General features: G+C 73.2%; 16 protein-coding genes and 2 pseudogenes. 8 read left to right on the top strand and 10 right to left on the bottom strand.

What is annotated here, in order from left to right; genetic code table 11:
• Positions 1–5 precede the first annotated feature (5 nt).
• Together STBA_RS31935 and STBA_RS39130 are read left to right on the top strand one after the other, a co-directional pair.
• Positions 6–584 (top strand): arginine repressor, encoded by a 579-nt coding sequence (locus tag STBA_RS31935; protein WP_077062503.1) that lies wholly within the window; start codon positions 6–8, stop codon positions 582–584.
• Between the two features lie 203 nt (positions 585–787).
• Positions 788–946, top strand: a pseudogene (locus STBA_RS39130) (aminotransferase class III-fold pyridoxal phosphate-dependent enzyme); the annotation flags it as partial.
• Between the two features lie 304 nt (positions 947–1,250).
• Here STBA_RS39130 and STBA_RS31945 read toward each other — a convergent pair.
• From STBA_RS31945 to STBA_RS31970, 6 genes and pseudogenes are all read right to left on the bottom strand, one after another.
• Positions 1,251–2,333, bottom strand: a complete 1,083-nt coding sequence (locus STBA_RS31945) for a polyprenyl synthetase family protein (protein ID WP_077062504.1) — start codon at positions 2,331–2,333, stop codon at positions 1,251–1,253.
• A gap of 83 nt (positions 2,334–2,416) precedes the next feature.
• A pseudogene (locus tag STBA_RS36065) lies at positions 2,417–2,691 on the bottom strand (flavodoxin-dependent (E)-4-hydroxy-3-methylbut-2-enyl-diphosphate synthase); the annotation flags it as partial.
• 187 nt (positions 2,692–2,878) lie between these two features.
• Positions 2,879–3,445 carry a GNAT family protein gene (locus STBA_RS31955; protein WP_077062506.1) on the bottom strand — a complete coding sequence of 189 codons (567 nt, stop codon included), beginning with the start codon at positions 3,443–3,445 and terminating at the stop codon, positions 2,879–2,881.
• A gap of 63 nt (positions 3,446–3,508) precedes the next feature.
• Positions 3,509–4,339, bottom strand: coding sequence for a TIGR02452 family protein (locus tag STBA_RS31960; protein WP_077062507.1), 831 nt, complete (start codon positions 4,337–4,339; stop codon positions 3,509–3,511).
• Between the two features lie 34 nt (positions 4,340–4,373).
• On the bottom strand, positions 4,374–4,760 hold the full coding sequence (locus tag STBA_RS31965; protein ID WP_077062508.1) for a VOC family protein: 387 nt from the start codon (positions 4,758–4,760) through the stop codon (positions 4,374–4,376).
• A 75-nt stretch (positions 4,761–4,835) separates the two neighbouring features.
• Positions 4,836–5,438, bottom strand: a complete 603-nt coding sequence (locus STBA_RS31970; protein ID WP_077062509.1) for a pyridoxamine 5'-phosphate oxidase family protein — start codon at positions 5,436–5,438, stop codon at positions 4,836–4,838.
• 106 nt (positions 5,439–5,544) lie between these two features.
• On the opposite strand from STBA_RS31970, the gene STBA_RS31975 reads away from it, so the two are divergent.
• Both STBA_RS31975 and argH read left to right on the top strand, forming a co-directional pair.
• Positions 5,545–6,741, top strand: a complete 1,197-nt coding sequence (locus tag STBA_RS31975; protein ID WP_077062510.1) for an argininosuccinate synthase — start codon at positions 5,545–5,547, stop codon at positions 6,739–6,741.
• Positions 6,738–8,171 carry an argininosuccinate lyase gene (argH, locus tag STBA_RS31980; protein ID WP_077062511.1) on the top strand — a complete coding sequence of 478 codons (1,434 nt, stop codon included), beginning with the start codon at positions 6,738–6,740 and terminating at the stop codon, positions 8,169–8,171. The genes STBA_RS31975 and argH overlap by 4 nt, the downstream gene beginning before the upstream one ends.
• A gap of 67 nt (positions 8,172–8,238) precedes the next feature.
• On the opposite strand, the gene STBA_RS31985 is transcribed toward argH, so the two are convergent.
• The gene (locus STBA_RS31985; protein WP_171987832.1) at positions 8,239–9,222 is read right to left on the bottom strand and encodes a Gfo/Idh/MocA family oxidoreductase; all 984 of its coding nucleotides are present in this window, start codon (positions 9,220–9,222) and stop codon (positions 8,239–8,241) included.
• A 196-nt stretch (positions 9,223–9,418) separates the two neighbouring features.
• Here STBA_RS31985 and STBA_RS31990 point away from each other — a divergent pair, with 196 nt between their 5' ends.
• Both STBA_RS31990 and STBA_RS31995 read left to right on the top strand, forming a co-directional pair.
• Positions 9,419–10,219: an alpha/beta hydrolase gene (locus tag STBA_RS31990; protein WP_079252513.1), complete on the top strand. Its 801-nt coding sequence runs from the start codon at positions 9,419–9,421 to the stop codon at positions 10,217–10,219.
• A gap of 132 nt (positions 10,220–10,351) precedes the next feature.
• Positions 10,352–11,323 carry an aldo/keto reductase gene (locus STBA_RS31995; RefSeq protein WP_077062513.1) on the top strand — a complete coding sequence of 324 codons (972 nt, stop codon included), beginning with the start codon at positions 10,352–10,354 and terminating at the stop codon, positions 11,321–11,323.
• 4 nt (positions 11,324–11,327) lie between these two features.
• Here STBA_RS31995 and STBA_RS32000 read toward each other — a convergent pair whose 3' ends face one another.
• Positions 11,328–12,008, bottom strand: a complete 681-nt coding sequence (locus STBA_RS32000) for a lysophospholipid acyltransferase family protein (protein WP_077062514.1) — start codon at positions 12,006–12,008, stop codon at positions 11,328–11,330.
• Positions 12,009–12,244: 236 nt separating this feature from the next.
• Between STBA_RS32000 and STBA_RS32005 the strand changes: the two genes are divergently transcribed.
• The gene (locus STBA_RS32005; RefSeq protein ID WP_077062515.1) at positions 12,245–13,411 is read left to right on the top strand and encodes a glycerophosphodiester phosphodiesterase; all 1,167 of its coding nucleotides are present in this window, start codon (positions 12,245–12,247) and stop codon (positions 13,409–13,411) included.
• Positions 13,412–13,617: 206 nt separating this feature from the next.
• Positions 13,618–14,118 carry a GNAT family N-acetyltransferase gene (locus STBA_RS32010; RefSeq protein ID WP_077062516.1) on the top strand — a complete coding sequence of 167 codons (501 nt, stop codon included), beginning with the start codon at positions 13,618–13,620 and terminating at the stop codon, positions 14,116–14,118.
• 64 nt (positions 14,119–14,182) lie between these two features.
• On the opposite strand, the gene STBA_RS32015 is transcribed toward STBA_RS32010, so the two are convergent.
• Complete coding sequence (locus STBA_RS32015) at positions 14,183–14,614, bottom strand: hypothetical protein (protein WP_077062517.1); 432 nt, start codon at positions 14,612–14,614, stop codon at positions 14,183–14,185.
• On the bottom strand, positions 14,607–14,981 hold the full coding sequence (locus tag STBA_RS32020) for a hypothetical protein (RefSeq protein ID WP_077062518.1): 375 nt from the start codon (positions 14,979–14,981) through the stop codon (positions 14,607–14,609). The genes STBA_RS32015 and STBA_RS32020 overlap by 8 nt, the downstream gene beginning before the upstream one ends.
• Between the last annotated feature and the right edge of the window lie 219 nt (positions 14,982–15,200).

The raw sequence follows: 15,200 nt of genomic DNA on the forward strand, positions 1-15,200 counted from the left end.
AGCGCATGAGCCAGGAGCCGCAGATCACGGGGTCGTCGGCGGCCCCCTCCGCCCCCGGGCCCGGGCCCGCCGTGCCCCAGACCCGCGCGGCCAGGCACCGCCGCATCGTCGACATCCTCAACCGGCAGCCGGTGAGGTCCCAGAGCCAGCTGGCCAAGCTGCTCGCCGACGACGGGCTGACCGTCACCCAGGCGACGCTCAGCCGTGACCTCGACGAACTGGGCGCGGTGAAGATCCGCAACACCGGCGGCGAGCTGATCTACGCCGTGCCAAGCGAGGGCGGCTACCGCACCCCCCGTGTGCCGCTGGGGGAGTCGGCCAAGGAGGAACGGATGGCCAGGCTCGCCGGGGAACTGCTGATCTCGGCCGAGGCATCGGCCAACCTGGTCGTGCTGCGGACACCGCCCGGCGCCGCCCAGTTTCTCGCCTCGGCGATCGACCAGGCGGAGGTCCACGACATCCTCGGCACGATCGCCGGGGACGACACCCTGCTGCTGATCAGCCGCGACCCGGTGGGCGGCCAGTCCCTGGCGGACCACCTGCTGCGGCTGGCACAGAAGCAGAAGGAGCAGCCGGAGGACTGACCCCGGCGGGCCGCCGGGGCGGACGCCGCCTCCGCCGCCCGGTCGATTCAGCCGGGCATCCCGGGCTCCGGCGCGGGAGGCGGCTTTGAACGGGCGGCGCCGTTCGAGGGGTTGACCGGGCCGGTCACCGCTGGCAGCCCGCGCCCGGCCGTCCCCGCGACCTCGCCGACGGGGCCGGGGGCGGTCCGCGAAAGCCGGGCAACGACGCCGCGGCGCTGCGCGCCGCGGTCACCGAGCGGACCGCGCTGGTCATCGTCGAGCCCGTCCAGGGCGAGAACGTCGTGGTGGTCTTGTCCGCCGGCAGCCTGCTCGTTCTCGACGAGGTGCGGACGGGCATCGGCCGGACGGGACACTGGTTCGCCCCCGGCCGGGTCCGGGGGCCGCACGGAACGCGGCCGACCGGGCCTGCCGACGAACGCGGTGTCGTACCCCGCGCTGGCGAACCGTTCCGCCGTCGCCAGCGCGGGGCAGAGCGCGTGCACGACGGTGTCGGCCGGGACGGGACGGCGACCGGGTCCTCCGGCACGTTCGCGACTGCCGCCGCACCGACACCGGCGGCCCGTGCCGGTCCAGCACCTGCTCGACCGGCCGGGCGGCCCGCTCGATCCGGGCGCGGAGCCGTGCGGCGCCGCGTGGAGCGCCTTCCCCCCTCGTGTCTCCGTCCTCTCAGCGGTCCCGGTGGCAGGCCAGCCGGGCGAGCGCCGCGAGCCGCTCGCCCGCGCCGCCCTCCGGGCGGGCGAGGTCGAGGCAGTCGAGGGCGAGACGCAGCTCCTCCTCGGCCGCCTTCTCCGCCCAGGACCGGCCGCCCGCCTCCTCCACCAGGGCCGCGATGCGCGCCGTCAGCTCCGGGTCCTCCGCCGCGGCCCCCTCCGTCCGCGCGGCCGCGGGCGCGCCGGCGTCCGGCAGGTACAGCTCGGCGAGCCGCCGCGCCGCGGGGGTGCCCGAATCGAGGGCGGCCACCACGGGCAGCGACTTCTTCCGGCTGGCCAGGTCGGCGCCGGCCGGCTTGCCGGTGACCGCCGGATCGCCCCAGATGCCGAGCAGGTCGTCGGTGAGCTGAAAGGCCATGCCCAGGTGCGTGCCGAAGCGGCGCAGCGCCTCCGTCCGCTCGGGTGCCCCACCGCCCCACAGCGCGCCGAGTGCGCACGAACAGGCCAGCAGCGCGGCCGTCTTGCGCTCCGTCATGGCCAGGCATTCGGCGAGCGACACGTGGGACCGCTCCTCGAAGCTGATGTCGGTGTGCTCGCCCTCGATCAGCTGCGTGGTGGCCTCGCTGAGCCAGCGGATGCCGGTGACGGTGGCCAGGCCGGCGGGCTGCTCGGTCAGCACCCGGCCCGCGTGGATGAGGAGGGCGTCCCCGGCCAGGAGCGCGGCCGAGTTGCCGAACACCGTCCAGGCCGTGGCCCGGTGGCGGCGCGTGGTGTCGCCGTCGAGGATGTCGTCGTGCAGGAGCGAGAAATTGTGCACCAGCTCGACGGCGACGGCGGGCGCGACCGCCTCCTCCGGGCGGGCGCCCACCGCCTCGGCGCAGCCGAACACCAGCGCCGGCCGCAGGGCCTTGCCCGCGGGCGCGCTGTCCGGCCGGCCCGAGCTGTCCGTCCACCCGAAGTGGTAGGACGCGACCCGGGCGACGGGGGCGGGCAGGCGGTGCACCCATGTGCGCAGCGCCGGGTCGAGCAGCTCACGCGCTTGGCGCAGGGTGCCGAGGGCGGTGTGGTGCTCCCCCGTGGTTTCGGGGACGGTGGTCATGGCAGGGCCTCCGCTGACTCGGGTGCTTGGGCTTGCTCGGTGAGGGCCGGGGCCTCCTCGGCCAGGGCCTTCGGGACGGCCTTGCCCGAGGAGACGCCGAGGCCGGCTTCCCGCGCCTGGCCAGGTCCGTTGACGACACGGTCCGTGACGGCGACGGGCAAGGGGCGGGAGACGATCTCGGACCCGCGGGGCCGCGGGCCGGGGACTCCAGGATCTGGATGGCGACCTTTACCTCCTCCACGGGCGGGACGGGCAGGGAGACCCGGATTGTGTCCCCGATGCCCTGCCCGAGTAACTGCCCAAACGCGACAGGGGACTTGACGGTTCCCTGTGGGAACGGGCCCGCCTCGGTCGCTCCCTTCCTCGTACCGATCGCTGATCATGTGGTCAGCTTGGCCGGTGGAGAGGAGCGCAGGAAGGCGTACCGGGAAATCGCTGCACGCCCCGTTGTGCCAACCGCACGCCTCCTTTCGGTGGGTCAGCCATGCTGACCAGGAGTTCCGCTCAGGCCAAAGGCCCCGCTGCTGCGCGGGGCCCCGGCGTAATCACTCGTGTGGGTGAGAGCCCGCACGCTGCCGCCATTCCTCCTCCAGCACGGCCCACAACTCCAGATCGTGCCGCTTGCCGTCCATCTCGAACACGCTGCGCAGCGTGCCCTCGTGCGTCATGCCGAGCCGCTTGGCCACCGCAATGCTCGGCCCGTTGGCCGGGCTGACCAGCCACTCGACCCGCGACAGGCCACGCGCGCCGACCGCCCAGTCGATCATGGCCCCGGCCGCCCTGGTCACGAGCCCGCGGCCCTGTGCCTCGGGCGCCAGCCAGGCGCCCAGTTCGCAGGAGCCCTGGGCGGCGTCGAAGAGCCGGAAGATCATGCCGCCGACCAGCTCGCCCGACAGCCGTATCCCGTAGATCCGCGGGCCGTCGGCCGCCTGGCTGTCGGCGAAGCGCTGGAGGAAACGCCGGGCCGATGCGGTGTCCGTGACCGCCCCGGTCCACGGCAGCCACGGCGCCAGGTGCGCCCGCGCCCGGTCGGTGTAGGCGAAGAACTCGGCCGCCTGCCAGGGTTCGAGCGGGCACAGTTCGGCTTCCGGCCCGAGGGAAGTGGTGAGCACAGTGCGCATCCTCCGTTTCGGTGCGCTCGTCGCGGCCGCCGTCGGCCGGACGAGGCGATCACCCTAGAGGGAAGCGAACTCCAAGGCGAAGGCGTTTCTGGTCGGGGAGGGGTCCTGCCGGTCGAGCACGCCGAAGACCACCTCGTCCACCCGCCCGGTGAACGGGCCGCCGGGCCCGAGGAGGGCGCGGAACGCCGCGGCGACCTGGGCCGGATCGTTGCGGAACACGCCGCACCCCCAGGCGCCGAGCACCAGGCGCCGGTAGCCCGCCGCGGAGGCGACCCGGAGGACCCGTTCGGCACGCCGGTGCAGCACCGCCGGCAGCTCGCCCGTGCGCTCCGGCGAACGCCGCGCCACGACCCCGGCGTTGGGCGCGGCCGAGGTCAGGAAGCCCACCTCGTACGGGGCGGCGAGCAGCGTTCCGCGGTCGTCGCGGAAGACCGGTACGGCAGGGGAGTGGATCACGCGGTCGCTGTAGAACGGGTCGCGGTCCGCCCGGTGGGCCGCGTAGAACTCGGGGGCGCGCAGCAGACAGGCATACAGCGCGGACGAACGGCACAGCGCCTCCTCCTGCGCCTGTGCGCCGTTGAGGAATCCGCCGCCCGGGTTGCGGGCCGAGGCGAAGTTGAGCACGGCGACCGGGTCGCGGCCGGCCGTGGTCAGCCGCCGGGCGGCGTCCAGACTGCTCTCGCCCGTCACCTCGATGCGGGGCGGCCCCGCCGGGGCGGCGCCGTCCGGCAGGGCAACCGGGCCGGGGCCGAACAGCTCGGTGCCCGCCGCGGCCCGCGCCACGGCCGCGGCAATCTCCACCCGCCCGCCGCCCGGCGCCGAGTACCACCCGGCGTCGACGATCTGTTCCGTTTCCTTCGCGATGGCACGCAGTCGTGCGCTCACCTCTTCCCCCTTCCCCTTCCCTTCACCGGCAGCCTCACGGCCCGGTGGACTCGTCCCCGGCCGCGGACGGCGGCGGCTGGTGCAGCCCGAACCTGGACCCCTGGTCGTCGCGGCACAGGACGAATCGGCCGAATCTTGCCTGTTCCGCGGCATCGCCCTCGACGGCCATGTTCTCCGCGGAACCCCCGAGCGCGCGAACCTTTTCCAGGGCCGCGTCCATGTCCTCGACCCGGAAGAAGACGTAGGGCACCGCGCCCGGGTCGGCGCCGTGGACGCCACCGGGGGTGCCGAGCCCGGAGATCAGCAGGCCGCCCTCGGCAGGGCCGGGCGTGAAGGTCCAGCCGAACAGCGCCGAGTAGAAGGTCCGCGCGCGGACGGTGTCCGCCACGCCGAACTCGATGAACGCAACCTCGCCCGCCATGCGGGCCCCCTTTCACCAGCGGTATGACGCAGGTCACAGTAGCGGGGCGGCGCGCGGCTGCCGGGCGTGGCGCGGTCAGTCGGTGAGGGGCGCGGGCGGGGTCGGGGGCAGCGGCAGGGGCAGTCCCGGGAGCCCGTCCATGCTCGTGCCGATGTGGTCCTTCTTGTGGAAGTACGCGTCGAGCGTCTCGTCCGTCTCGCGGGCGAACCGGGAGGCGTGCAGGCCGCGGTCCCCCTCGTAGGCCATGAACGGCACGGCGTAACCGCAGGTGTCCCGGATCAGCTCCGCGGTGACGACGACCACGGCCCGCAGCCCGTGGTTCGCCGGGTCGACGGCGGAGAAGCGCGCCACCAGGGCGGGGAAGCGCGGGTCGTCGCGGAAGACCGGCTCGCCGCGCCCGTGCACCCGCACGATGTTCGGCGGCCCGTCGAAGGCGCACCACATGAGAGTGATGCGGCCGTTCTCCCGCAGATGGGCGATGGTCTCGGCGTTGCTTCCCGCGAAGTCGAGGTAGGCGACGGTCTGCTCGTCGAGGACCACGAGGGAGCCGGTCAGGCCCTTCGGTGACAGGTTGACGGTGCCGTCGCCCGAGAGTGGGGCGGTCGCGGTGAAGAAGATGTGCTGTTCCTCGATGAACGTCCTCAGGCGGCCGGCTATGCGTGCGTACGACTTACCCATGGGGTGAGTATCCCCCGCCGGGGACGGCCGGTACCGGACGAATTGACGAACCATGCGGAGCCCTGCATACTTATTCCAGTCAGCGCATGCATCATAAGGAGACACCGTGACCCAGCGCGTCGTGCTCGCCTATTCCGGCGGCCTGGACACCTCTGTCTGCATCGGCTGGATCGCCGAGGCAACCGGGGCGGAGGTCGTCGCCGTCGCCGTCGATGTCGGCCAGGGCGGCGAAAGCCTGGATGTCATCCGCAAGCGCGCACTCGCCTGCGGCGCGGTCGAGGCCGAGGTGGTGGACGCCAAGGACGAGTTCGCCCAGGAGTACTGCCTCCCGGCGATCAGGGCCAACGGTCTCTACATGGACCGCTACCCGCTGGTCTCCTCGCTGTCCAGGCCCGTCATCGTCAAGCACCTGGTCGCCGCCGCCCGCAAGCACGGCGCCGACACCGTGGCGCACGGCTGCACCGGCAAGGGCAACGACCAGGTGAGGTTCGAGGCGGGCATCGCCTCCCTCGCCCCCGACCTGAAGTGCATCGCCCCCGTCCGGGACTACGCGATGACGCGGGACAAGGCCATCGCCTTCGCCGAGGCCAAGGGCCTGCCGATCGCCACCACCAAGAAGTCCCCGTACTCCATCGACGCCAATGTCTTCGGCCGCGCCATCGAGACCGGCTTCCTGGAGGACATCTGGAACGGGCCGATCGAGGACATCTACGAGTACACACAAAATCCGGCGACCCCCAGGGACGCCGACGAGGTGGTCGTCACCTTCGAGCGCGGCGTTCCCGTGGCCATCGACGGCAGGTCGGTCAGCGTGCTCCAGGCCGTCCAGGAGCTGAACGAGCGGGCCGGTGCGCAGGGCGTGGGCCGGATCGACATGGTCGAGGACCGGCTGGTGGGCATCAAGTCCCGCGAGGTCTACGAGGCGCCGGGCGCCATGGCGCTGATCACCGCCCACCAGGAGCTGGAGAGCGTCACGGTCGAGCGCGAGCTGGCCCGCTACAAACGGCAGGTCGAGCAGCGGTGGTCCGAGCTGGTCTACGACGGCCTGTGGTTCTCTCCGCTCAAGCGCGCGCTCGACGGCTTCGTCAACGAGGCGAACGAGCACGTCAGCGGCGACATCCGGATGACGCTGCACGGCGGCAGGGCCGTCGTCACCGGCCGTCGGTCCGGGGAGTCGCTGTACGACTTCAGCCTGGCGACCTACGACACCGGCGACACCTTCGACCAGTCGCTGGCCAAGGGATTCATCGACATCTTCGGCCTGTCGAGCAAGATCGCGGCCCGGCGGGACCTCGCCCAGTGAGCGGGGACCAGCCCGAGGTCAGGCTGTGGGGCGGCCGGTTCGCGCACGGACCGGCCGAGGCCCTGGAGAAGCTGAGCGCCTCCGTCCACTTCGACTGGCGGCTCGCGCCCTACGACATCGAGGGCTCCCGCGCGCACGCCCGTGTGCTGCACCGGGCCGGCCTGCTCACCGCGGACGAGCTGGACCGCATGCTCGTGGGCCTGGACCGGCTCGCCGCCGACGTCGAGGACGGCTCGTTCACCGGCACCATCGCCGACGAGGACGTGCACACCGCCCTGGAGCGCGGCCTGCTCGAACGGGTGGGGCCCGACCTGGGCGGCAAGCTGCGCGCCGGCCGGTCGCGCAACGACCAGGTCGCCACGCTCTTCCGCATGTACCTGCGGGAGCACGCGCGGATCATCGGCGGCCTGGTCGCGGATCTCCAGGAGGCGCTGATCGGCCTCGCCGACGCCCACCCGGACGTCGCGATGCCCGGCCGCACCCACTTCCAGCACGCGCAGCCCGTCCTCTTCGCCCACCACGTCCTGGCCCACGTCCAGGCCCTGTCCCGGGACGCAGAGCGGCTGCGGCAGTGGGACGCGCGCACCGCCGTCTCCCCCTACGGCTCGGGCGCGCTGGCCGGCTCGTCCCTCGGGCTCGACCCGGAGGCCGTCGCCCGGGACCTCGGCTTCGAGGGCGGTTCCTCGGCCAACTCGATCGACGGCACGGCCGCCCGCGACTTCGTCGCCGAGTTCGCGTTCATCACCGCCATGATCGGCGTGGACGTCTCCCGGATCGCCGAGGAGATCATCGTGTGGAACACCAAGGAGTTCTCCTTCGTGACCCTGCACGACGCGTTCTCCACCGGCAGCTCGATCATGCCGCAGAAGAAGAACCCGGACATCGCCGAGCTGGCCCGCGGCAAGTCGGGCCGCCTCATCGGCAACCTGACCGGGCTGCTCGCCACCCTCAAGGCGCTGCCGCTCGCCTACAACCGCGACCTCCAGGAGGACAAGGAGCCGGTCTTCGACTCCTGCGACCAACTGGAGATCCTGCTCCCGGCGTTCACCGGCATGCTCGCCACCCTCACCGTCAACCGGGAGCGGATGGCGGAGCTGGCCCCGGCCGGCTTCTCGCTCGCCACCGACATCGCCGAATGGCTGGTCAAGCGCGGCGTGCCGTTCCGCGTGGCGCACGAGGTCGCGGGGGAGTGCGTCAAGGTCTGCGAGGCGGAGGGCATCGATCTCGACCAGCTCACCGACGAGCAGTTCGCGAAGATCTCTCCCCACCTCACGCCCGAGGTGCGCACCGTGCTGACCGTCGAGGGCGCCCTGGCCGCCCGCGACGCCCGCGGCGGCACCGCACCCGCCGCCGTGGCCGTTCAGCTCCGCGACGCCAAGGGCGACCTGGGCCGGCAGCGCGCCTGGGCCGCGCCGCCCGGCGATTCCTGATTCCTGAGGCGGCGCACCGCGAGCCCGCCGGCACCACCGTGCCGAAGGGCTCGCGGTACGCCGTCCGCTACTCGCCGGGGTAGCGCAGCCCGATGCGGTCGCGCACGGCATCCAGCGTGCGCATCACGGCCAGGCTGCCCTCCAGCGGCACCAGCGGCGATTCCGTCTCACCGGCCCGCAGACAGCGCATCACCTCGGCGGCCTGGTGCGCGAACGACCCGGCGGGTCCAGGACCGGAGAACTCCTCGGGCTCGTGACCCTGGCGGTGCAGCACGAACCGCTCGGGGTGGAAGAAGCCCCGCGGGAACTCGATGCGGCCCGCCGAGCCGGTCACCGCCGCCGTCCTCGCGGTGTCCGCGACCAGCGAGCACGTCAGCGCCGCCACCGCCCCCGAGGCGTGGCCGAGCAGCATCCCGGTGTTCTCGTCCACCCCGCCGCGCAGCCGGGCCCACGCCGCCACCTCGGTCGGCTCCCCCAGCAGCAGCTGGGCGAAGGAGACCGGATACACCCCCAGATCGAGCAGCGCGCCGCCGCCGAGCGCCGGGTCGAGCAGCCGGTGCCCCGGGTCGAGCGGGCCGCCGATGCCGAAGTCCGCGTGCACGGCGCGGATCTCGCCGATGGCCCCGTCCGCCACCAGCTCGGTCATCCGCCGGATCACCGGGTTGCAGAACATCCACATGGCTTCCATCAGGAAGACGCCGCGCTCCCTGGCCAGGTCCACCAGGGCCTTCGCCTCGGCCCCGCTCAGCGTGAACGGCTTCTCGCACAGCACCGCCTTGCCCGCCTCCAGGCACAGCCGCGCCGCGGCGTAGTGCGCGCTGTGCGGGGTCGCCACGTACACCACGTCGACCTCGGGGTCGGCGGCGAGCTCCGCCCAACTGCCGTACGCGCGCGGGATGCCGAAACGCCGGGCGAACTCCGCCGCAGGCCCCGGCGCCCGGGAGGCCACCGCCACCACCGAGGCGCCGGGCACCTCCGCGAGATCACCGGCCAGCTTGGCGGCGATGCCGCCGGTCGCCAGAATTCCCCACCGCACCGGGCGCTCCGCCATTCGCACTCCTCGTTCCGGCGCCGTGACGCGCTGTCAGGGGCCGCTCTGAAAGATGTGCTCATCGTAATCGGGCCGCGGGGGAGAGGAGCAGGCGGCCGCGGCCCCCGGTGATCTTGGGGGCGGGCGGCGGTGGGTAGTCTCGGCCCTTCGCGTCCCGGCCCTTCCGGCCGGGACTTCGTCATGGATGGAGAAGATCATGATTACCGTCACCCTGGAGCACACCGACGTCCGCGGTCTGCCGCTGGCCTACGCCGACTTCGGCGGGAGCGGCCGACCGGTGCTCGCCCTGCACGGGCACTTCGGGCGGGCCAGGATGTTCGCACCGCTGGCCGCCGCCCTCGCCCCCGGCCACCGCGTGATCGCGCTCGAACAGCGCGCGCACGGGCGCAGCGGCCGGGACGGGAACGTTCACCCCGACGCCTACCTGGAGGACGCCGCCGCGTTCCTGCGCGGCCTCGACGCCGGACCGGCCGTCGTCCTCGGCCACTCCTCGGGCGGCGTCACGGCGTTCCGCCTGGCCGCCCGTTACCCCGAGCTGGTCGAGGCCCTGATCGTCGAGGACCACGGGGCGCTCAACCGGCAGCCCGACATCCCCCACCCCGTCCTGGACATCGGCGACTGGCCGCGGCGCACCGGCTCGCTCGCCGAGCTGCGGCGGGCCGTCGAGTCCCGCGGCATCCCCGACGCGAGCTACTTCCTGGAGAGCGCCACCGAGTACCCGGACGGCTGGGGCTTCCTGTTCGACCTGGACGAGCTGATGGAGTCGCAGCGCCGGCTGGTCGGCGACTGGTGGCCCGACTGGCTCGGCTCGACCTGCCCCGCGCTCCTCGTCCACGGCACCGACAGCTTCGTGCTGCCCACCGCGATGGCCCGCGCCATGGCCGAGCGGCGGCCCGGCACCACGCTGCGGGAGTTCCCCGGCTGCGGTCACTGGGTCCACGACGACGATCCCGACGGATTCGCCGACGCCGTCGCGGAATTCCTGGCCGCCTTGTGAGGACACCGCGCGGCACCCGGCCCGGCCCCGTGCCGCGCCCGGCCGCGCGGGGCGACCGGCCGGTGGTTACGGTGAAGGCCGCCCCCCGTCCCGAGGCCGCCGCCGAGGCGGCATCCGCCCGAAGGTGACCGCATGGCGTTCTCCCGCTACACCCCCACCGCAACTCCGGCCGCCCGCATCGGACTCGGGCTGGCCGCCGTCGGCCGCCCCGGGTACATCAACCTCGGCAGGGACCGTGACCTGCCCGCCGAGCGCACTCCTGAGGCGCTGCGGATGCGCAGCCACCAGCTGCTCGACGCCGCCTACGCGGCCGGCGTCCGCTACCTCGACGCGGCCCGTTCCTACGGCCGGGCCGAGGAGTTCCTCGCCGACTGGCTCGCCGCCCGCCCCGGCGTCACCGATGTCGTCGTCGGCAGCAAGTGGGGCTACACCTACACCGCGGACTGGCGCGCCGACGCCGACGTCCACGAGGTGAAGGACCACGGCGCCGCCACGTTCGACCGCCAGTACGCGCAGTCCCGCCACCTGCTCGGCGACCGGCTCGACCTGTACCAGATCCACTCGGTCACCCCGGACAGCCCGGCCCTCACCGACCCGGCCGTGCTCGGCCGGCTGGCGCGGCTGGCCGCGGACGGGGTCAGCGTGGGGCTGTCCACCAGCGGTCCTGGCCAGGCCGACGCCGTCCGCGCGGCCCTGGAGGTCACGGTCGACGGCCATCCGCTGTTCAGCACGGTGCAGTCGACGTTCAACGTGCTCGAACAGTCCGCGGGGCCCGCGCTGGCGGAGGCGCACGAGGCCGGTCTCACCGTGATCGTGAAAGAGGCGATGGCCAACGGCCGGCTCGCGGGGGCGGCGGCGCCGCCCGAGCTGCGGGAGATCGCCGACGCGTGCGGCACCGGACCGGACGCCGTGGCCCTCGCGGCCGTGCTCGGCCGGCCGTGGGCGGGGATCGTGCTCTCCGGGGCGGCCACGGCCGCGCAGCTGGCCACCAACCTCGCGGCGGCCGGGCTCGAGCCGGACGGTTCGCGGCTGTCCGCGCTCACCCGACTGGCGGAACCGCCCGCCGTCTACTGGCGGCAGCGCGCCGAGCTGCCCTGGGTCTGAGGGCTCAGGCCGCCTTGACCTTGGTGGCGTACATGTCCACGTACTCCTGCCCGGACAGCCGCATCACCTCGGTCATCACCTCGTCGGTGACGGCCCGCAGAACGTACCGGTCGCGGTCCATGCCCTCGTACCGCGAGAAGTCCAGCGGCCGGCCGAACCGCACCGTGATCCGCCGCCCGCGGCCGACCCGCGGCAGCCCCCGCCCGCCCGGCTGTACCCGGTCCGTGCCGATCATGGCGAACGGCACCACGGGGGCGCCCGTCATCAGCGTGAGCCGGGCGATCCCCGTGCGCCCGCGGTACAGACGTCCGTCGGGTGAACGGGTGCCCTCGGGGTAGATCCCGAAGACCCTGCCCTCCTCCAGGACGCGCCGGCCCGTCATCAGGGCGGCGACTCCGCCGTGCCCGCCGTCCCGGTCCACGGGGATCATGCCGACGGCCGTGAAGAACCACGCCATGAGGCGTCCCCTGGGCGAGCGGCCCTTGACGTACTCGTCCTTGCCGATGAAGAAGACCTGCCGCTCCATGACCAGCGGCAGGATGATCGAGTCGATGAAGGTGAGGTGGTTGCCGGCCAGGATCACCGGCCCGTCGGCGGGGATCTGCCTGATCCCCTCGACCTGCGGGCGGAAGAACAGCTTCAGCAGCGGGCCGAGCAGCACCTTCAGCAGCACGAAACGGGACAACTTCCCCTCCGGTCGGTCATGGGCATGCGCGCCTCCGCATGCCTAGGGACCATACCCGCGCGCGGGCATACATCGCGCACTGGGTGGTCACCGCGGATACTCAGGTTTCATGCGCCTTCGCCGGCCGTTTCCTCGCCCGTCCCCGTCAGGACAGCGCCGCGTCCCTACCATCGGGCGCGATCAGCGGGCCGGAAGCAAGCCGCGGTCCGAAAGACCACGAGCCCTACGGAGTGACCATGGCAGCTCAGCAGGCGGCAGGCGCCGAGTCGAGACATCCGGGCCGGCGGGCCGTGCTCGGCGTGACGGCGGGCGCCGCGGGCGCCGCCGCCCTGTTCGGCGCCGCGTCCCCCGCCGCCGCGGGCGCCAGGACCGGCTCCCGCGACATCGCGGCGGAGCTGCCCGTACCCACGGTCGTCGCCCACCGCGGCGCCTGCGGCTACCGCCCCGAGCACACCCTGGGCGCCTACCAGCTCGGCCTCGACCTGGGGGCCCACGTCATCGAGCAGGACCTGGTGCCCACCAAGGACGGCCACCTCGTCTGCCGCCACGAGAACGACATCAGCGGCACCACCGACGTGGCCGACCACCCCGAGTTCGCCGACCGCAGGACCACCAAGACCGTGGACGGCCAGGAGCTGACCGGCTGGTTCACCGAGGACTTCACGCTCAGGGAGCTGAAGACCCTGCGCGCGACCGAGCGCATACCGGAGCAGCGTCCCCACAACACCCTCTACGACGGGCGCTGGGCCGTCCCCACCTTCGAGGAGGTGCTGCGCTGGGCCGCCGAGCAGGGCCGCAGGCGGGACCGCCCGGTGTGGCTGTACACCGAGCTGAAGCACCCCACCTACTTCCGTTCCCTCGGCCTCGGCCTTGAGGAGCCGCTGGCCCGCATCCTGCGCCGCCACCGGCTGCACCGCGCCAACTCCCGGCTGATCCTCCAGTCGTTCGAGCCCTCCAGCATGGAACGCATGGCCCGGCTGGTGGACACCCCCCGCGTCGTGCTGCTGTCCTCGGCCGACTCCCGGCCGTGGGACTTCGTGGAGTCGGGCGACCCGCGCACCGTCGCCGATCTGGTCACCCGCCGCGGGCTGCGCGAGATCGCCGGCTACGCGCAGGGCACGGGGCCCACGCTCGACCTGGTCATCCCCCGCACGTCCGACGGCTCCCTGGGCCGCCCCACGAGTCTGGTCGCCGACGCCCACCGCGCGGGACTGCTGGTGCACCCGTACACGATGCGGAACGAAAACCGTTATCTGCCCGCCGAGTTCCGCCGGGGCGACGACCCGCACGCGTACGGCGACGTCTTCGGTGCCCTGAATGCCTACTTCGATACCGGCATTGACGGCGTGTTCGCCGACCACCCCGACACCGCGCTGCTGGCCGCCGACGATCACCGGCGCTGAGTTTCCTTCGTAATCCACCCGTCCGGGTACCGCCGAGTCGGAAATCTCACAAGCCAGTTGGCTCCAGCACATTCCCCCGTCCCAGGGCTGTTTAGCACAATGCTGACGGCGCAGGTCACATCCTGCGCCGTCAGGGCAACCGCCGGCCGGTGCGCGACCCTCACCCCACGCGCGGCCGGCCCAGACCTCATCGGAGGCGTGTGCACATGGGCATGAGTGTCACGATCGACCCGGCGACCGCGCAGGACGCCGAGCAGATCCTGAAGTTGCAGTACCTCTGCTACCAGTCGGAGGCGGAGCTGTACGGGGACTACTCCATCGAGCCCCTGACGGAGACCCTCGCCGCCCTGCGTACGGAAATCGCCGAGACCTGCGTCCTCGTGGCCCGCCTCGGCACGGAGGTCGTCGGCGCGGTCAGGGGCCGGGTCGATGCCGACGGCACCGCCTGCATCGGCCGGCTCATCGTGCACCCGCGGATGCAGCGGCACGGCCTCGGCGGCCGGCTGCTCGTCGCGATCGAGGCACGCCTCGCCGCCGAGCGGGACGCCGCAAGGTACCGCCTGTTCACCGGCCACCGCAGCGAGGGCAACCTGCGCCTGTACCGCAGGCTCGGCTACGCGCCCGTCGCGACCGAGGAGGTCTCCCGGCACCTGAGCCTGGTCACCCTGGAGAAGGAGGTCTCCGCCTCCCTCGCCGCCGGCGTCTGAGCCCGGGCGGCCCGGGCCCCGCGCGCGGACGGCGCGCGGGGCGGGCCGTACCGGGTGTGCGCTCTCAGGGCAGCGCGGCCTGGCTCGCCGCCCGCCGCCTGCGCAGCCAGAGCAGCCCGGCGACGGGCAGGACCACCGGCAGGTACAGATACCCCTGGCCGTAGTCGGACCACACGGTGGCATCCGGGAAGGCGTCCGGGTCGGCGAGCGACCAGGTGCCCACGGTCAGCACACCGGCCAGCTCCGCCGCGCAGGCCACCAGCGCGCCACGGCGCGCGTTCTCCCCGCCGCGGATCAGGGAGACGGTGATGAACGCGTAGACCAGCGCGGCCACCGCGGACAGCACGTAGGCCAGCGGCGCCTCGTCGAAGCGGGTCGTCAGCTGGTACACCGAACGCGATGTCGCACCGACGGTGAAGATCCCGTACAGCGTGACCAGCAGCCGGCCGGGGCCCTGCCGCAGCCCGGCCCGCGCGTCCGCCCTGTCCTCAGCCACCGGTTCCCCCCGCCCACACGTCGGCCAGCCGCAGTTCGAGTGCCGCGAGCACCACGGCGCCCGCGGCCACGGTCGCCGAGCCCCACCGGGAACGTTCGCTCAGCGAGACGATGCCCACCACCGGCAGGCACAGCAGGACCGAGAGCAGGTAGGACACGAAGGTGCCGGTACCACCGGCCGCGGGCCGCTCGCCGCCCCCGAGCTGCACCAGGCCGACGACCAGCTGCGCCACCGTGAGCAGCATCACCGCGGCCATCCCGAGGTAGTGCCAGTCCTTGACCGGCTGGTTCCGGAGGGCCGCGTACCCGCACCAGGCGGCCAGCAGCAACGCGGTCACGGCGACCGCCACCGTCAGCGGCGTGAACATGCGCCGACTCTAACGGGGCGCCCGCGCGCGCCTTGCGCACCCCCCTCGCACGCCGGTCCGGCCGCACGCCGCCGGGCGCCGCGGCCCCCGGGGCGCGGCTGGCCGTGGCGTTGACCACACGACGTCTGACCAGGTCGTTACACCTGGGGAACATCTGTTTTACTTGTGCTCATGACCGCGACGAGCAGCCGTTCCCAGACGACCGAGGCAGCCCTGATG

It is taken from the genome of Streptomyces sp. MP131-18 (assembly GCF_001984575.1).
In the GTDB taxonomy this organism is placed as follows: Bacteria; Actinomycetota; Actinomycetes; order Streptomycetales; family Streptomycetaceae; genus Streptomyces; species Streptomyces johnsoniae.